Genomic DNA, 17,213 nt, shown 5'->3' on the forward strand with positions numbered 1-17,213 from the left:
AAGGGAACGGGCGCGGCGCCGGGGGGCGCCGCGCCGGTCCCCGGCCCCCGCGAAGGCGGCCGGGCCCTGGCCGTACGGCTCGCCCTGATGGCCGTGCCCCTCGCCTTCTTCGGGCTGTTCTTCGCCTATCCCGTGGCCTCGATCGTCGGGCGGGGCCTCAAGACGGACGCCGGCTGGCAGCTCGGGAGGATCGGCGAGGTGCCGACCCGGCCCGACATCGCCGACGTGCTCTGGTTCACCACCTGGCAGGCGCTCGCCTCCACCGCGCTCACCCTGCTGATCGCGCTCCCCGGCGCCTACGCCTTCGCGCGCTTCGAGTTCCCCGGCAAGCAGGTGCTCCGGGCCCTGGTGACCGTCCCGTTCGTCCTGCCGACCGTGGTGGTCGGCACCGCCTTCCTCGCGCTCGTCGGCCGGGGCGGGCTGCTCGACGAGCTGGCGGGCGTCCGGCTCGACACCACCGTCTGGGCGATCCTCCTCGCGCACGTCTTCTTCAACTACGCCGTCGTCGTCCGCACGGTCGGCGGACTGTGGGCCCAGCTCGACCCCCGCCAGGAAGAGGCCGCCCGGGTCCTGGGCGCCGGCCGCTTCGCCGCCTGGCGGCGGGTGACGCTGCCCGCGCTGGCCCCGGCCGTGGCCGCGGCCTCGCTGATGGTGTTCCTGTTCACCTTCAGCTCCTTCGGCGTCGTACTGATCCTGGGCGGGCCCTCGTACTCCACCCTGGAGGTGGAGGTCTACCGGCAGACCGCGCAGCTCCTGGACCTGCCCACGGCGGCCGTGCTGACGATGGTGCAGTTCGCGGCGATCGGCGCGATCCTCGCGGTGCACGCCTGGACGGTGCGCAAGCGGGAGACGGCGCTGCGGCTGGTCGATCCGGGGCGCACGACGCACCGGCCGCGCGGCTGGGCGCAGCGCACCCTGCTGGGCGGGGTGCTGCTGACGGTCGCCCTGCTGATCGTGGCCCCGCTGGCGGTGCTGGTGGAGCGGTCCTTCGACGCGCCCGGCGGATACGGGTTCGGCTTCTACCGGGCGCTGCAGGAGGTGGGCGCGGGCGGCGGGACCTTCCTGGTGCCGCCGCTGGAGGCGATCTGGAACTCCCTGGAGTACGCGCTCGCCGCCACCGCCATCGCCCTGGTCATCGGAGGGCTCGCCGCGGCGGCCCTGACGAGGCGCGGCGGCCGGTTCGTACGGGGCTTCGACGCGCTGCTGATGCTGCCGCTCGGGGTGTCCGCCGTGACGGTCGGCTTCGGCTTCCTGATCACCCTGGACGAGCCGCCGCTCGACCTGCGGACCTCGTGGATCCTGGTGCCGCTCGCGCAGGCCCTGGTGGGTGTGCCGTTCGTCGTACGGACCATGCTGCCGGTGCTGCGCGCGGTCGACGGGCGGCTGCGGGAGGCCGCCGCCGTGCTCGGCGCCTCCCCGCTGCGGGCCTGGCGGGAGGTGGACCTGCCGCTGGTGCGGCGGGCGCTGCTGATCGCGGCGGGCTTCGCCTTCGCCGTCTCGCTCGGCGAGTTCGGCGCGACCGTCTTCATCGCCCGGCCGGACCAGCCGACGCTGCCGGTGGCCGTGGCGCGGCTGCTGGGGCGGGCCGGGGAGATGAACTACGGGCAGGCGATGGCCCTGAGCACGATTCTGATGCTGGTGTGCGCGGTGTCCCTGCTGGTGCTGGAGCGACTGCGGCCCGACAAGACCTCGGGAGAATTCTGATGACACTGCTCCGGCTGGACGGGGTGTCGGTCCGCTTCGGAGAGCGCGCGGTCGTCGACGACGTGGACCTGGAGGTCGCCGAGCACGAGACCGTGTGCGTGCTGGGGCCGAGCGGGAGCGGCAAGTCGACCCTGCTGAGGGTCGTCGCCGGGCTCCAGCCGGTGTCCGCGGGCCGGGTGACGCTGGGCGGGGCGGACCAGGCCGGCGTGCCCGTGCACCGGCGGGGCGTGGGCCTGATGTTCCAGGACCACCAGCTCTTCCCGCACCGGGACGTCGGCGGGAACGTCGCCTTCGGGCTGCGGATGCGGGGCGGGAGCCGCGGTTCGCACCAGGCTCAGGTCGCGCAGCTGCTGGAACTGGTCGGCCTCCCCGGGGCGCAGGACCGCGCGGTGGCCTCGCTGTCGGGCGGCGAGCAGCAGCGGGTGGCGCTGGCCCGGGCGCTGGCCCCGTCGCCACGGCTCCTGATGCTCGACGAACCGCTGGGGCAGCTGGACCGGGGGCTGCGCGAGCGGCTCGTGGTCGAGCTCCAGGGGCTGTTCACCCGGCTGGGGACCACGGTGCTGGCCGTCACGCACGACCAGGGCGAGGCCTTCGCGCTGGCCGACCGGGTGGTGGTCATGCGGGACGGGCGCGTGGCGCAGGCCGGGACGCCGCTGGAGGTGTGGCAGCGTCCGGCCTCGGAGTTCGTGGCCCGGTTCCTCGGCTTCGAGAACGTGGTCCCGGCCGTGGTCGCGGGCGGCGTCGCGGGGACCCCGTGGGGCAAGGTCCCGGTGCCGGCCGGATCCCCGGAGGGCGGGCAGCGGCTGCTGGTGCGCCCGGCCGGAGTCGTCCTGGCCGCGGACGGGCTGTGGTGCGAGGTCGTGTCCCGCACCTTCCGGGGCACGCACGTGGCACTGCTGCTGCGCCCCGAGACGGGGCCGCCGCTGGAGGCGGAGTGCGACCTGGCGGGGGCACCGGCCGCGGGGGACCGGGTCGCGGTCACCTTCACCCCCGCCGAGGTGGTGGTCCTGCCGGCGGACACGGCCTAGGGCCGGATGGCGTCGCAGGCCACCGGCAGGTGGCGGGGCCCGCGCAGGACCGCGTTCTTGCGGTAGGGCGGCGGGTCCTCCAGCAGGCGCGGGTTCTCCAGCCGCCGTGCGAGCTCGCTCAGGGCCAGCTGGGCCTCCTGCCGGGCCAGCGGGGCGCCGAAGCAGCTGTGGATGCCGCTGCCCAGGCCGAGGTGCTGGATGTCCCCCCGGTCCGGGTCGAAGCGGTCCGGGTTCTCGAACCGCTTCGGGTCGCGGTTCCCGGAGGCCAGGATCAGCCACAGGGACGCGCCCTTCGGAATGGTGACCCCGGCGACCTCGATCTCGGAGAGGGTGCTGCGCTGGGGCAGCAGCTGCACGGGCGGCTCGTACCGCAGGAGCTCCTCGACGATGGGCACGGACAGGGAGGGGTCCTCGCGCAGCCGCTGGAGGACCTCCGGGTGGCGCAGCAGGGTCAGCATGCCGTTGGTGATGAGGTTGACGGTGGTCTCGTGACCGGCGATCAGCAGGAGGGCCGAGGTGCTCAGCACCTCCATGGTGGTCATCGAGCCGTCGGGGCCGTCCGCCGTCGCCAGTTGGGACAGCATGTCGTCGCCGGGGTTCTTGCGGCGCTCCTCGATCAGTCCGGCCAGGTACATGCCCAGCTCCATGCGGGCGTCCATGGCGCCCTTGCCGTGCTGGGCGGGGTCCGCGTCCGGGTCGGGGTCCAGGCTGGCTGCGAGGGCCTCCGCCCAGACGTGGAAGCGCGGCTCGTCCTCGCGGGGCACCCCGAGCAGCCGGCAGATCACCGAGACGGGGAAGGGGTAGGCGAACTGGTCGACCAGGTCGATCCGGTCGAGGTTCCCGGTGGTGGCGATGCCCTCGATGAGCCCGGAGACGAGGCCGCCGAGCTCGCCCAGCATGTCGTGGACCCGGTGGGGGGCGTGCGGAGGCCCGAACGGCCGGTTCGTCATCCGGCGCAGGCGGTCGTGGTCCGGCGGGTCGAGCTTGAGGAAGGACGGGGGCAGGGTCGTCCCCTCCTCCTCGGACTGGCCCAGCGGATCGTCGCCGGCCGCCTTCAGGTTCTTGGCGTCGGAGCTGATCCGGGGGTCGTGCAGCAGGCTCTGGATCTCGTAGTACGTGCTCACCACGTACGGTCCGCCGTTGCCGTTGTGGAAGACGGGGGTCTTGCGCAGCTCCTCGTACAGCGGGTAGGGGTCGGCGCGGTTCGAGTAGTCGATGATCTCCCGCAGGATGTCTTGGGTCATGACGGGTCCTCGTGCTCCTCAGGGAGGGCGCGGTCAGTGGCGCGCGGGGGTGAAGGTCATCTTCCGGTCGGCCGGCGAGTAGCCGCTGAGGGTGATGGTCGGCCCGTGGGTGGGAACCGAGGGGTCGGGGAAGTCGGCCGGCACCGGCTTGTTCCCCTCGGGCCTGCGGTCCACCGTGGAGAACGGCGGCGGGAACGGCGCGGTGGCCTCGATCTGCTGCTCGTAGAACTGGAGCCAGCGGCACTGGTCGAAGGTGACGGCGGCGATCACGCGCCCCTGGTACCCGTACACGGCGACGAACCGGCGCTCGGCCCGCGAGCCCTGCGTGAAGAGGATCTCGGTCCCCATCGGCGGCACCCCCACCGACTTGATGTTCACGCCGAACTGCGAGGACCAGAACGCCGGCACCCACAGGTGGGGGCGGCGGTCCGTGCTCTCGCTGAGCATGTTGTGCGCGGCGGTGTCGGCCTGGGCGACGGCGTTGCCCCAGTGCTCCAGCGACAGGAACTGGTAGCCGAACAGGGCGTGCGGGGAACGCGCCACGTCACCCGCCACATAGATGTCGTCGGTGACGATGCCCCGGATGTCGAAGGCCCGGCAGCCCGCGTCACAGGCGATGCCCCGGGGACCCGCGCCCAGCCCCGACCCGGCCAGCCACTCGGTGTTGCGCTGCGCGCCCAGCGAGACGACCACCACGTCGGCCTCGACGGTGGACCCGTCGGAGAGGTGGGCGGCGCGGACCCGGCCCGCGGGGTCACCCTCCAGCCCGGTCACCATGACCCCGGTGCGCAGGTCGACCCCGTGCTCGCGGTGCATCTCCGCGGCGACCTCGCCGATGACCCCGCCGAGCGCGCCGACCAGCGGCGCCGCGCCCCGTTCGGCGACGGTGACGTCCAGGCCGCGTTCCCGGCAGGCGGAGGCGATCTCGGACCCGGTGAACCCGGCCCCGATGACGAGCACCCGGCGGGGGCCGGCGGTCAGGGCCCGTTGCAGTCCCTCACCGTCGTCGCGGGTGCGCAGGACGAAGACTCCTTCCAGGGCGCCCTCCTCCTCGTTGGGCCACGGCCGCGCGCGGACCCCGGTGGCGATCAGCAGCCGGTCGTACTCGACCTCGTCGCCGTTGCCGAGGCGGACCCGCCGGGCCGCCATGTCCAGGCCGGTGGCGGGCACCCCGAGGCGCCAGTCGGCGTCGATCGCCCGGCGGCGGGGGAGCGCGGTGTGGTCCGCGACCGCGTTGCCCAGCAGGACCTGCTTGGACAGCGGGGGCCGGTCGTACGGCTCGTACGGTTCGTCGCCGATCATCGTGAGCGAACCGGCGAAGCCCTTCTCGCGCATGGTCTCGGCGGCCCGCAGACCGGCCAGCGAAGCGCCGACGACGACGATCCGGCCGTCGCGCTTGAGCCGCTCCAGGGCCCCGTCGTGTGTTCCGGCACCGGTCACCGTGCGCCTCCGGAACGGGCACCGGACCCGGTCGCGGCCTCGGGGGAGGGCATGTGGGCCATGTCCTCGTCCGTGAGCTCGAGGAGGATCGCACCGACCGGGCAGGCGGCCACGGCCCGTTCGACGTTCTCCCGCTGTTCGGCGGCCGCCTCCGGGTTGTAGAGCAGCGACTCGTCGCCGTGCATGGCGAACACGTCGGGAGCGAGGAAAGCGCACTGGGCGTATCCCTGGCAGCGGTTGAGGTCGACGACAAGCCTCATGACGGTTCTGCCTTTCCCTCGGCTGTACTTCCCCGTCACCCCCGCGATCCTCCCCTTCCCCCAGCATGCACGCGGGGCCCACAGGCTGCCCGGCGGAGCACGAAGGGCCAGCTCAGAGGGGGTCGGAACGGGCTCAGGCAGGGTCCGGGCGAACCGCGCCGGGGCCGCCCGGGGCGGCGCCGCGCCGGGCGCGCAGGATGTGCACGCTGATGACCAGCGCCCAGGCCGGGAACAGCAGCTCGGACCAGGGCATGCCGGATCCCACGACGAGCAGGACCAGGCCCACGAGGGTGCCGAGCAGGGCCAGCGGACGCGGGAACACACCGAGCAGCCGGCCGATGGTCGAGGTCGCGAGGACGAAGACCGAGGCCATCCGCATGGCGTACGTCGACAGCAGGGTGTAGGCGAAGTGGCGGCCGAAATCGGAGGGCGTGCCCTCCTCCAGGACGGTGCCCGCCGCCGCGGCGGAGGCGAACAGCGTGGCCACGAAGACGAAACCGCTGCCGAGGAACACGGTGGCGATGAACCGGTCCTCGGCCTCACCCGTGTGCGCGCGCAGGGCGCCCATGAACCACAGGAAGAAGATGCCGGCGAAGGGCACGATCTCCAGGCTTACCCGGACGGCCCAGCGGCGGTCCGGGGCGATGGGCGCGTCGGCGGCGTCGCCCGACGGGACGGCGATGCGCATCAGGACGATCGCGGCCGCGAGCAGCAGGGCGAAGGCGATTCCGGCCAGCCCGGCCGCCCGCGGTGTCTTCAGCCGATCGGTCGTGGGCTCCATGGGGCGCCTCGCTCTCTCCCCCCGGTCCAGCAAGCGGCAGCAGCCGCCGCACCACCACCGGGGGCGGCCGACCGGGTGACGCGGCCCCGGCCGGCCCGCGGGTCAGCCGACCGGCTCCGGCACGGGGGCCGGGGCCTCCTCCTCGGCCCCCTCGTGCTTGCCGTACCAGGCGACGGCCACCGCTCCGGTGACCGCCAGCACGAAGCCGAGGACCGCCAGCCAGGCCAGCCCCGGCCGGGAGGCGTCGCCGAGCCAGAGCACGCCGATCGCGCCCGGCAGGACCGTCTCGCCGACGACCAGGGCGGCCGTCGCGCCGTTCACCGAACCGATCTGCAGGGCGACCGTGTGCAGGTACATGCCGCCGAAGCCGGCCACGAGGATGGCGTACAGGGCCGGGTCGGTCAGCAGGGTGCCCAGGTCGAACGGGTCGACGCCGTCCAGGATCCGCACCCCGACGCCCAGCGCGCCGAAGCCCAGGCCCGACAGCAGGCCGGCCAGGATCGCCGCGCCCCCGCCGAGGAGCCGTACGGCGACCGTGCCGCCGACCATCAGCAGCAGGGTGATCCCCAGCAGCCACCAGTGGGTGGACATCGGGGCGTGGTGCCCGCCCTCGTGGCCCGCGGCCGTCGCCAGCAGCACCAGCGCCGTGCACACGACGCCGATCGAGGTCCATTCCTTGCGGGTCAGCCGGATGCCCAGCATCTTGACGCTGAGCACGGCCGTGATCACGAGGTTGGCGCTGATCACCGTCTGGGACAGGAACAGCGGCAGCAGGCGGGCCGCCAGGGCGCCCAGCCCGAAGCCCACGAAGTCGAGGATCGTCCCGACGATGAACTCCCAGGTCATCGCCGCCTTCGCGGTCGACGCCAGGTTGGGGCCGCCGTGCGCCGTCACCCCGGCGGCGGTCGGGGACATCCGGGCGGCGCGGCGCGATCCGACGGCTTGCAGGACGGATCCCGTGCCGTAGCAGATGGACGCCGCGACAGCGGTCAGCAGGCCTATGAGCACCGAAGGCTCCGTTCACGTCTGGCAGGTTTTGCGGTACCACTGCCAGACGTCAGAACGGGCCGGGAAGTTGCCTCCCGGTGTCAGGCCATTGACGCGAGGGCGTCCGGGACCTCGTCCACCGAGTCCACGAGCGCGATCCGGGACTCCATCGCCCGGCCGCGCGCCAGGGCCCGGAGCAGGGGCCAGGCGGGAAGGTGCTCGGTCCAGTGCGCCCGGTTGACCAGGACCATCGGCGCCGGCTCGCCCCGCGACGCGTAGTAGTTCGGGGTCGCGCTGTCGAAGACCTCCTGGACCGTGCCCGCCGCGCCCGGCAGGAACACCACGCCCGCCGTGGACCGGGCCAGGAGTCCGTCCTCGCGGGTGGCGTTCGCGAAGTACTTGCCGATGTGGGCCGCGAAGGCGTTCGGCGGCTCGTGCCCGTAGAACCAGGTCGGGATGCCCACGGAGTCGCCGCCGCCCGGCCACCGGTCCCGTACGGCGAAGGCCGCCCGGGCCCAGTCGGAGACCGACGGGACGAAGGACGGGGCCTTGGCCAGCAGCTCCAGGGCCTCGGCGAGGGCCTCGTCCGGGGCGGGGGCCAGATAGGCGCCGAGGTTGGCGGCCTCCATCGCGCCGGGCCCGCCGCCGGTGGCCACGGTGAGCCCGGACCGGGTCAGCGCCCGGCCGAGCTCCGCCGCGCCGCGGTAGTCCGTACCGCCGCGGGACATGGCGTGGCCGCCCATGACGCCGACGACCCGGGCGCCCTGGAGGTGCTCGTCGAGGGCGTCGGAGACGGCGTCGTCGTGGATGGAGCGGAGCATCGAGGAGAAGATGTCGCCGTCGGCCTTGGTCTCCTGGAACCAGGCGTAGGCCTGGGCGTCCGGGGTGGACTCGTACCCGGCCGGCAGTCCGGCGAACAGCTCCTCGGGCGTGTAGAGCAGGCCCCGGTAGGGGTTGAACGGCAGGTCCGGGACGGGCGGGAAGACCAGCGCACCGTCGGCGCGGACCTTCACCGAGGCGTCGGGCTCCATCGCGCAGCCCAGGAAGACGGCGTCCGAGGTGTCCGCGGACAGCAGCGCGAAGGTCCGCTCCAGCAGGTTGACCGACTGGACGCGGTAGCCGCTGAGCGAGCCGCGGGCCACGACCTGGTCGAATTCGGCGAGCGTCTCGATCTCGGTGTCGATGTATCCGTTGACCATTCGGCCCACCCTAAGGGCTGCTCGCGTCAGCGGGTCAGGGCCAGTGACGTCAGCTGTGCCACACCCCAGCTGAGGGGGACGCACACGGCGACCAGCGCGGTGGCCCGCAAACTCGCGGCCGTACGCAGGACCTTGGCCGGTGCGCCGAGGTCGGCCAGGGCCTCGCGGCCGGCGGCCCGGCTCTGCCGGGAGTCCACCGCGGATGTGAGAAGGGTCGCGGCGGCGCACAGGGCCACCAGGGCCGCGGCCGGACCCGTCAGCGGCCCGAGGGGGAGGAGCAGCCCGCCGTGGTCCCGCAGGGCCAGGGCGGTGAGGGCGGCCGCCCCGACGGCGCAGAGCACCCCGAGCGGCGGGCCGAGCCGGGGCGCCTCCTCCTGGAGGGCCCGGCCGGCCAGCAGCCGCAGCGCCCCGGGGCGGGCTGCCTGGACCAGCGTGCCGCAGGCGTAGGCCAGGCCGGGTCCGGCCAGGGCCAGGCCGGCGGCGGTCAGCGACCAGCCGGCGAGCATCCCCGGCCCGCCCGGTCCGGCGTAGGCCTCGACCGCGAGTCCGCAGGCGGTGATCGCGATGCCCCACGGCAGCCCGGTCTGCGGGGCCAGGGGCCTGCGCCGGGGCAGGGTGAGGACGGCGGCCGACGCGGTCAGCGGGACCAGGAGCAGCAGGGTGAGCGCGGCCGCCACGGGCAGCGGCTGGTCGGCGTGGAGCAGCGCGGCGCCGGCCCCGTCGAAGGGCAGCCCGGCCACGTCGCCGCGCAGGTGGAGGAAGGCGGCCAGGGCCAGGGCGCTGCCCAGGGCGCAGGCGACCGCGGTGGAGATCGCCGCGACCAGGCTGAGCCGGACGGGGCCCAGCCCGGCGGCGTCCAGCCCCGCCCGGGGCCGGGTCGCCGGGTCGGTACGGGCGACCGCGACGGCGAACTGGACGGTGGCGGCCAGCGGCACCAGGGCCCACAGCAGGCGAGGGAACGATCCGCCGGGGCGGGCCACCGCCCCGGCGAGCACGTAGAGGAGGAGGAACCCGGTACCGGCCGAGGCGGCGGCCACGAGCAGCCGGCGCAGCTGGACCAGCGGCCGGGAGCCGCGGGCTAGGCGGAGAGCGAGCACGCGGCCTGCCCCTCCGTGGTCTCGTCGGCCGGAGGCCCGGGCGGTTCCGAGGCGGCCGGGGCCGTGGCGGCGGGCCGGCCGTCGAGCAGGGGGACGCGGCGGTCGGCGGCCGCCGCGGTCTCCTCGTCGTGGGTGGCGAGCACCACGGTGATCCCGTGCGAGCGGGCCGCGGTGGTGAGCGTCCGGAGCAGCAGGGCGCGCTCGGCCCGGTGCAGCGGAGCCGTGGGCTCGTCGCCGAAGACCACCGCGGGCTCGTTGACCAGGGCCCGGGCCAGTGCCACCCGCTGGCACTCGGCCCGGTTGAGGGCGCTGGGCCGCTTGCGGGCGAAACCGCCGATGTCCAGGCGCTCCAGCCATTCGCAGGCGGCGTGCTTGGCGGTGCGGTGCGAGGCGCCGGCGAGCAGCAGCGGCAGGGCCGCGTTCTCCCACACCTTCAGCTCGGGCAGCAGCTGCGGCTCGGGGCCGATCCAGCCGAACCGGTCGCGGCGCAGCCGTTCGCGGGTCAGGGCGCCCATGGTGTGCACGGGGACGCTGTTGAACCAGACCTCGCCCTGCTCGGGGCGCAGCTGTCCGGAGAGGCAGCGCAGCAGGGTGGTCTTGCCGCTGCCTCGCGGGCCGGTCAGGGCCAGGATCTCGCCCTGGCGGACCCCGACGGAGACACCGACGAGGCCGGGGGATCCGCTGTGGGAGTAGTGAAGGGACCTCGCCCACAGGACATCATTGTCGGGTGGGGCGGTCTCGGGTGGAGCCACCATGGCGTACACCTCCGTCCGGGGGAACGAAGCGGAGCCGGTTCGGTCACTGGCGCCGCAATGAGATGTAAAGAGATGAACGTCTTAAATGGTGACAGCACACGGCCCGGACCCCCGCGTTCTCACTCGAACGGGGGATCCGGGCCATGTGATCGGCCTATTTACGGCCTGGTCCGGCGGCTGATCAGAGCTTGGTCCACGCCTCGGTGAGCACCGAGCGCAGGATGCCCTCGATCTCGTCGAAGGTGCCCTGGTCGGCGATCAGCGGCGGGGCCAGCTGGATGACCGGGTCGCCTCGGTCGTCGGCCCGGCAGTACAGGCCGTTCTCGAAGAGGGCCTTGGAGAGGAAGCCGTAGAGCACGCGCTCCGTCTCCTCGTCCGTGAAGGACTCCTTGGTGTCCTTGTCCTTGACGAGCTCGATGCCGTAGAAGAAGCCGTTGCCGCGGACGTCGCCGACGATGGGCAGGTCGTGCAGCTTCTTCAGCGTCGAGAAGAAGGCGTCCTCGTTGTCCAGCACGTGCTGGTTGAGGCCTTCCTTGTCGAAGATGTCGAGGTTGGCCAGCGCGACGGCCGAGGAGACCGGGTGGCCGCCGAAGGTGTAGCCGTGCAGGAAGGTGTTGTCACCCTTGTAGAACGGCTCCGCGATGCGGTCCGAGACGATGCAGGCGCCGATCGGGGAGTAGCCCGAGGTCATGCCCTTGGCGCAGGTGATCATGTCCGGGACGTAGCCGAACTTGTCACAGGCGAACATCGTGCCGAGGCGGCCGAAGGCGCAGATCGTCTCGTCGGAGACGAGCAGCACGTCGTACTCGTCGCAGATCTCGCGGACGCGCTGGAAGTAGCCGGGCGGCGGCGGGAAGCAGCCGCCGGCGTTCTGCACCGGCTCCAGGAAGACGGCGGCGACGGTGTCGGCGCCCTCGAACAGGATCTCCTGCTCGATCTGGTCGGCGCACCAGCGGCCGAAGGCCTCGGGGTCGTCGCCGTAGATCGGGGCGCGGTAGATGTTGGTGTTCGGCACCTTGTGCGCGCCGGGGACCAGCGGCTCGAAGGGGGCCTTCAGGGCCGGCAGGCCGGTGATGGACAGGGCGCCCTGCGGGGTGCCGTGGTAGGCGACCGCACGCGAGATGACCTTGTACTTGGTGTGCTTGCCCTGGAGCTTGAAGTACTGCTTGGCGAGCTTCCAGGCCGTCTCGACGGCCTCGCCGCCACCGGTGGTGAAGAAGACCTTGTTCAGGTCGCCCGGGGCGTAGTCGGCGAGGCGCTCGGCGAGCTCCACGGCCTTGGGGTGCGCGTACGACCAGATGGGGAAGAACGCGAGTTCCTGCGCCTGCTTGTAGGCGACCTCGGCCAGTTCCTTGCGGCCGTGACCCGCGTTGACCACGAACAGGCCGGCGAGGCCGTCGAGGTAGCGCTTGCCCTTGTCGTCGAAGATGTAGGTGCCCTCACCACGCACGATGGTGGGCACGGGTGCGTTCTCGTAGGACGACATGCGGGTGAAGTGCATCCACAGGTGGTCGTACGCGGTTTTGGAGAGGTCCTGGCTCACGGGTTATCGAGTTCCCCACATGTAGGTCTGCTTCTTCAGCTTCAGGTAAACGAAGCTTTCGGTTGATCGCACGCCGGGGAGCGCGCGGATCTTCTTGTTGATCGTTTCGAGCAGGTGGTCGTCGTCCTCGCAGACGATCTCCACCATCAGGTCGAACGACCCAGCGGTCATCACCACGTACTCGCACTCGGCCATGGCGGTCAGGGCGTCCGCCACCGGGTCGAGGTCGCCCTCGACGTTGATGCCGACCATGGCCTGGCGTCGCAGGCCCACGGTGAGCGGGTCGGTGACGGCGACGATCTGCATGACGCCCTGGTCGAGCAGCTTCTGTACGCGCTGGCGCACAGCCGCTTCCGACAGGCCGACGGCCTTGCCGATCGCTGCGTAGGGACGGCGACCGTCCTCCTGCAGTTGCTCGATGATCGCCAGGGACACAGCATCGACCGAAGGGGACGGTTGTCTGTTCCTGGAATCTGCGCTTCGACTGACCACGACCACACTGTGCACGAGGAGTCGTCTGTTCCGCAAGGCGGAATCGATGAAATCCGTCGTTTGGCGACTCGGATCTCACTGATTTCGTAGTTCACCGTGTCTGGCTCTGTCGAAAGCATCCGCCGAGGAGCTACTCTTTGGGGATCGTCTCAATCGTTGGACATGGGATCAGGAGAGTGGCTGTAGTGACCACCGAACTGCGTCGTCTGCGCAACTACATCGGCGGAGAGTTCAAGGACGCCGCCGACGGGCGGACCACCGAGGTGGTCAACCCCGCCATCGGCGAGGCGTACGCCACCGCCCCCCTCTCGGGCCAGGCCGATGTCGACGCGGCCATGGCCGCCGCCGCGGCCGCCTTCCCCGGCTGGCGCGACACCACGCCCGCCGAGCGCCAGAAGGCCCTGCTGAAGATCGCGGACGCCTTCGAGGCGCGCGCGGACGAGCTCGTCGCCGCGGAGTCGGAGAACACCGGCAAGCCGCTGGGCCTCACGGCCAGCGAGGAGCTGCCGCCGATGGTCGACCAGATCCGCTTCTTCGCCGGCGCCGCCCGGCTGCTCGAGGGCCGCTCGGCCGGCGAGTACATGGAGGGGATGACCTCGATCATCCGCCGCGAGCCGGTCGGCGTCTGCGCCCAGGTCGCGCCGTGGAACTACCCGATGATGATGGCCGTGTGGAAGTTCGCCCCGGCCATCGCCGCGGGCAACACCGTGGTGCTCAAGCCCTCGGACACCACCCCCGCCTCCACCGTCCTGATGGCGGAGATCATCGACTCGATCCTGCCCAAGGGCGTCTTCAACGTCATCTGCGGTGACCGCGAGACCGGCAAGGCGATGGTCGAGCACGAGACCCCGGCGATGGCCTCCATCACCGGCTCGGTGCGCGCCGGCATGCAGGTCGCCGAGAGCGCCTCGAAGGACGTCAAGCGCGTCCACCTGGAGCTCGGCGGCAAGGCCCCGGTCGTGGTCTTCGAGGACGCCGACCTCGCCAAGGCCGTCGAGGACATCGCGGTCGCCGGCTACTTCAACGCCGGCCAGGACTGTACGGCCGCCACCCGCGTGCTCGTCCACGAGTCGATCCACGACGAGTTCGTGTCCGCGCTGGCCAAGGCCGCCGCCGACACCAAGACCGGCCAGCCGGACGACGAGGACGTGCTCTACGGCCCGCTGAACAACCCGAACCAGCTCAAGCAGGTCGCGGGCTTCATCGAGCGCCTCCCCGCCCACGCCAAGGTCGAGGCGGGCGGCCACCAGGTCGGCGAGAAGGGCTACTTCTACGCCCCGACCGTGGTCTCGGGGCTCAAGCAGGACGACGAGATCATCCAGAACGAGGTCTTCGGCCCCGTCATCACCGTCCAGTCCTTCACGGACGAGGCCCAGGCCGTGGCGTACGCGAACGGCGTCGAGTTCGCCCTCGCCTCCTCGGTGTGGACCAAGGACCACGGCCGCGCGATGCGGATGTCCAAGAACCTGGACTTCGGCTGCGTGTGGATCAACACCCACATCCCGCTCGTCGCCGAGATGCCGCACGGCGGCTTCAAGAAGTCCGGCTACGGCAAGGACCTCTCCGCCTACGGCTTCGAGGACTACACCCGCATCAAGCACGTCATGACCTCGCTCGACGGCTGACCTCCGCACCGGTCAGAGCAGGCCGCCTGAGGGGCGGGCGGTAGACAACATGTCTATTGCCCGCCCCTTCGCGTTTCCCCGAGGCTGTGGCCATGCCTCAACTCGCCTTCTCCCGCCGCGCCGCCCTGCGCGGCCTCGGTGCCACGGGCCTGCTGGCCGCCCTCGCCGGCTGCGGGGTGCCCGCCGCCTACGTCCCCGAAGGGCGGCGTGAAGGAATCGACCGGTCCGAGCGCGACCGGACCCTCTCCTTCTCCAACTGGCCGCTGTACATCGACACCGACGAGGAGGACGAGGAGAGCCGTCCGACCCTGGACGCCTTCTCGGAGCGGACCGGCATCGAGGTCCGGTACTCCGAGGAGATCAACGACAACGACGAGTTCTTCGGCAAGGTCAGCCCCGCCCTGATGAACCACCAGGAGACGGGCCACGACCTGGTCGTGGTCAGCGACTGGATGGCCGCCCGCTTCGTCCACCTGGGCTGGGCCCAGAAGATGGACCGCTCGGCGCAGTCCAACGTGGACCGCTACCTGGACCCCCAGCTGCGTTCCCCCGCCTTCGACGAGGGCCGGCTGCACACCGTCCCCTGGCAGTCGGGAATCACCGGCATCGCCTACAACCGCAAGGCCCTGGGCCGGGAGATCAAGTCCGTGGGCGACCTCTGGCAGCCGGACCTCGCGGGCCGGGTCACCCTCTTCTCCGGCCTCGACGAGTCCTTCGCCCTCCTGATGCAGGGCGACGGCGTGGACGTCACCCGCTGGACGGAGGCCGACTTCCACCGGATGTGCGACCGGGTCGAGAGCATGGTGAGGAAGAAGCACATCCGCCGCTTCACCGGCAACGACTACACCTCCGATCTGAGCAAGGGCGACGTCCTGGCCTGCCAGGCCTACTCCGGCGACGCCATCCAGCTCCAGGCGGACAACCCGGACATCGAGTTCGTGGTGCCGGAGGAAGGGGCCGAACTCTGGGCGGAGAGCCTCCTCGTGCCCAACCTCGCCCGGCACAAGGCCAATGCGGAGGCCCTGATCGACCACTACTACGATCCGGAGGTCGCCGCGGAGCTCGCCGCCTCCGTCAACTACGTCTGCCCCGTCCCGGCCGCCCGCGAGGTCCTCGCCGGCTCGGACGACCAGGAGACCGCCGAACTGGCCGAGAACCCGCTGATCTTCCCCGACGACGAGATGCGCGAGCGCTTGGTCGTCGCCCGGGACATCTCCTCGGCCGAACGGCGCGCCCTCGCCCGCCGGTGGAACGCGATCGTCGGACTCTGATCACGGTACGGGCACAGAGTTGAACATGTTCAGCAATGGGGCTGAACGCGTTCAGAAATGTGCGTACGCTTCCTTCCATGAGCGAGAGAAGCGCCCTTCAGCGGCGGATCCGTGCCTGGTTGACCCTGTTCCTCGTCTGCCTCGTGCTCAGCGGACTGACCGCCTTCCCGCTGGTCAGTGAACTCCGCTGGGCCAACGCCCTGGTGGACAACGAGTGGCTGCGGCGGGTGGGCGACGGCCTGGACCGTGCCGATGCCGACTACCCCTTCCTCCTCTACGGCACCGACTGGCTCGCCTTCGCCCACCTGGTCATCGCCGTCTTCTTCTACGGCGTCCACCGTGATCCGGTGCGGAACATATGGATCGTCGAAGCCGGCATGATCGCCTGCGCCGGCATCATCCCCCTGGCCCTGATCTGCGGCCCGATCCGCGGGATCCCCGTCTGGTGGAGCGTCATCGACATGGCTTTCGGCGTCTTCGGTGTGATCCCGCTGCTGGTGCTCCGCCGCATGATCAAGCGCCTGGAGGCCATGCCTACCGAGTGAAGGCCGCCAGCACGATCCCGAGGGCGACCGGGTTCGTGTCCTGGCCCTTGGCATCGGTGGAGTTCACCGAGTACACGAGGGTGCGGGAGAGGTCTCGGGTCGCCCCGATCGCCGTGTTGTAGCCGTAACGGCCGCCGGTCTTGCCCCAGGCCACCGTGCCGTCGGGCAGGACGAACCGCGACATCCCCGCCGTCAGCACGGCGTCCTCCCCGGTGGCGGAGTCCTTCACCCCGGGCACCGTGAACATCTCCTCCAGCTGCGCCTTGGGCACGATCCGGCCGCCAAACAGCGCCACGGTGAAACGCTCCAGATCGGCCGTGGTCGATATCAGGTCCCCGGCCGCCCAGTTGGAGGAGCTGTTCCACTCGGTCACGTCGACCAGCACGCTGCTCCCGTCGGCCCGCTCCACGGCCTGGTAGCCGCGGTTGTGCGGGCCCGGTATCCGCGTCTGCGTACGGGACGGCAGCGAGGTGTGCCGCAGGCCCAGCGGCTCGATGATCCGCGCGGTCACCGCTTCCGCGTACCCCGTGCCCGTCAGCCTCTCGACCAGCAGACCCAGGATCGTGTAGTTGATGTTGAGGTAGTGCTGCTTCTCACCCGGCCTGAACTCCGGCCCCTTGGCCACGGCGTCGGCGACCATGGCCCGCGGGTCGGCGAGGTCGAACCGGTGCGCGTACTGCGCCTCGAACGAATCCCCCGGGCCGTCGGCGGGCCGGATGCCGCTCGTGTGGTTCAGCAACTGCCGCACGCTGACCGGCTCGAAGGTGCCGGGCAGCAGCCCCGGCAGGTACTCCTGCACCGGCCGGCCCAGATCCACCGCGCCCTCGGCCGCCAGCTGGAGCACCACCGCCGCGGTGAAGGCCTTCGTCACCGACCCCGCCCGGAAACGGCCCTGCTCCACCGCCGCCCGCCCGGTGCGGATGTCGGCGACACCCGAACTCCCCTGCCATCTGCCGCTCGAACCGCCCACCCGGACCAGCGCGGCCGTCGCGGAATCGTGCCGCGGACCCAGCCCGGCGATCGCCTTGCGCAGCGCGGCCGCATCGGGCGGCGTGCCGACGAGGGGTGCCGCCGGCCCGGCGGAGGCGGGAGCGGCTGCCGGAGCCGGAGCCGGAGCCGCATGGGCGAGGGCCGGGCCGGAAGCGACCCCCAGCACCAGGGCGGTGGCGATCAGCGTGCGCGTAGATGCGTTCATGACGGGATCCCCCTGTGAGACATCCGGGGCCACTGCGGCCTCCGATG

The 17,213-nt window shown here is 72.0% G+C and carries 16 protein-coding genes; 5 read left to right on the forward strand and 11 right to left on the reverse strand.

Annotation, left to right across the window (positions count from 1 at the left end):
• Positions 1 to 87 precede the first annotated feature (87 nt).
• Together AB0D66_RS15900 and AB0D66_RS15905 are read left to right on the forward strand one after the other, a co-directional pair.
• A complete protein-coding gene (locus AB0D66_RS15900; protein ID WP_362302826.1) occupies positions 88 to 1,704 on the forward strand; it encodes an iron ABC transporter permease in 1,617 nt (538 codons plus the stop codon).
• On the forward strand, positions 1,704 to 2,732 hold the full coding sequence (locus AB0D66_RS15905; protein WP_362302615.1) for an ABC transporter ATP-binding protein: 1,029 nt from the start codon (positions 1,704 to 1,706) through the stop codon (positions 2,730 to 2,732). The genes AB0D66_RS15900 and AB0D66_RS15905 overlap by 1 nt, the downstream gene beginning before the upstream one ends.
• Here the strand turns inward: AB0D66_RS15905 and AB0D66_RS15910 are convergent.
• The 10 genes from AB0D66_RS15910 to AB0D66_RS15955 form a co-directional block, all read right to left on the reverse strand.
• Complete coding sequence (locus tag AB0D66_RS15910; protein WP_362302618.1) at positions 2,729 to 3,976, reverse strand: cytochrome P450; 1,248 nt, start codon at positions 3,974 to 3,976, stop codon at positions 2,729 to 2,731. The genes AB0D66_RS15905 and AB0D66_RS15910 overlap by 4 nt on opposite strands.
• Before the next feature lie 33 nt (positions 3,977 to 4,009).
• A complete protein-coding gene (locus AB0D66_RS15915; RefSeq protein WP_362302621.1) occupies positions 4,010 to 5,416 on the reverse strand; it encodes an FAD-dependent oxidoreductase in 1,407 nt (468 codons plus the stop codon).
• Entirely contained in the window at positions 5,413 to 5,676 is a 264-nt protein-coding gene (locus tag AB0D66_RS15920; RefSeq protein ID WP_362302624.1) for a ferredoxin, read from the reverse strand. Before AB0D66_RS15920 ends, AB0D66_RS15915 begins: the two co-directional genes overlap by 4 nt.
• Before the next feature lie 133 nt (positions 5,677 to 5,809).
• A complete protein-coding gene (locus AB0D66_RS15925) occupies positions 5,810 to 6,457 on the reverse strand; it encodes a hypothetical protein (RefSeq protein WP_362302627.1) in 648 nt (215 codons plus the stop codon).
• Between the two features lie 102 nt (positions 6,458 to 6,559).
• A complete protein-coding gene (locus tag AB0D66_RS15930; RefSeq protein ID WP_362302629.1) occupies positions 6,560 to 7,465 on the reverse strand; it encodes a hypothetical protein in 906 nt (301 codons plus the stop codon).
• An 80-nt stretch (positions 7,466 to 7,545) separates the two neighbouring features.
• Positions 7,546 to 8,643 (reverse strand): Rossmann fold nucleotide-binding protein, encoded by a 1,098-nt coding sequence (locus tag AB0D66_RS15935; protein WP_362302632.1) that lies wholly within the window; start codon positions 8,641 to 8,643, stop codon positions 7,546 to 7,548.
• 26 nt (positions 8,644 to 8,669) lie between these two features.
• Entirely contained in the window at positions 8,670 to 9,740 is a 1,071-nt protein-coding gene (locus AB0D66_RS15940; protein ID WP_362302635.1) for a hypothetical protein, read from the reverse strand.
• Complete coding sequence (locus tag AB0D66_RS15945; RefSeq protein ID WP_362302638.1) at positions 9,722 to 10,495, reverse strand: ATP-binding cassette domain-containing protein; 774 nt, start codon at positions 10,493 to 10,495, stop codon at positions 9,722 to 9,724. Before AB0D66_RS15945 ends, AB0D66_RS15940 begins: the two co-directional genes overlap by 19 nt.
• 181 nt (positions 10,496 to 10,676) lie before the next feature.
• Positions 10,677 to 12,038: an aspartate aminotransferase family protein gene (locus AB0D66_RS15950; protein WP_362302641.1), complete on the reverse strand. Its 1,362-nt coding sequence runs from the start codon at positions 12,036 to 12,038 to the stop codon at positions 10,677 to 10,679.
• A 3-nt stretch (positions 12,039 to 12,041) separates the two neighbouring features.
• On the reverse strand, positions 12,042 to 12,545 hold the full coding sequence (locus AB0D66_RS15955) for an Lrp/AsnC family transcriptional regulator (RefSeq protein WP_069922162.1): 504 nt from the start codon (positions 12,543 to 12,545) through the stop codon (positions 12,042 to 12,044).
• Between the two features lie 170 nt (positions 12,546 to 12,715).
• Here AB0D66_RS15955 and AB0D66_RS15960 point away from each other — a divergent pair, with 170 nt between their 5' ends.
• The 3 genes from AB0D66_RS15960 to AB0D66_RS15970 all read left to right on the forward strand — a co-directional run bounded on the left by AB0D66_RS15960 (position 12,716) and on the right by AB0D66_RS15970 (position 15,971).
• Positions 12,716 to 14,155 carry a gamma-aminobutyraldehyde dehydrogenase gene (locus AB0D66_RS15960; RefSeq protein WP_362302645.1) on the forward strand — a complete coding sequence of 480 codons (1,440 nt, stop codon included), beginning with the start codon at positions 12,716 to 12,718 and terminating at the stop codon, positions 14,153 to 14,155.
• Between the two features lie 92 nt (positions 14,156 to 14,247).
• On the forward strand, positions 14,248 to 15,426 hold the full coding sequence (locus tag AB0D66_RS15965; RefSeq protein WP_362302648.1) for a spermidine/putrescine ABC transporter substrate-binding protein: 1,179 nt from the start codon (positions 14,248 to 14,250) through the stop codon (positions 15,424 to 15,426).
• A gap of 77 nt (positions 15,427 to 15,503) precedes the next feature.
• Positions 15,504 to 15,971 carry a hypothetical protein gene (locus tag AB0D66_RS15970; RefSeq protein WP_362302651.1) on the forward strand — a complete coding sequence of 156 codons (468 nt, stop codon included), beginning with the start codon at positions 15,504 to 15,506 and terminating at the stop codon, positions 15,969 to 15,971.
• On the opposite strand, the gene AB0D66_RS15975 is transcribed toward AB0D66_RS15970, so the two are convergent.
• Positions 15,961 to 17,166 (reverse strand): serine hydrolase domain-containing protein, encoded by a 1,206-nt coding sequence (locus tag AB0D66_RS15975; RefSeq protein WP_362302653.1) that lies wholly within the window; start codon positions 17,164 to 17,166, stop codon positions 15,961 to 15,963. The two genes, AB0D66_RS15970 and AB0D66_RS15975, sit on opposite strands and share 11 nt — an antisense overlap.
• Positions 17,167 to 17,213 lie beyond the last annotated feature (47 nt).

This window comes from Streptomyces sp. NPDC048270 (genome assembly GCF_040652335.1).
Classification (GTDB): domain Bacteria; phylum Actinomycetota; class Actinomycetes; order Streptomycetales; family Streptomycetaceae; genus Streptomyces.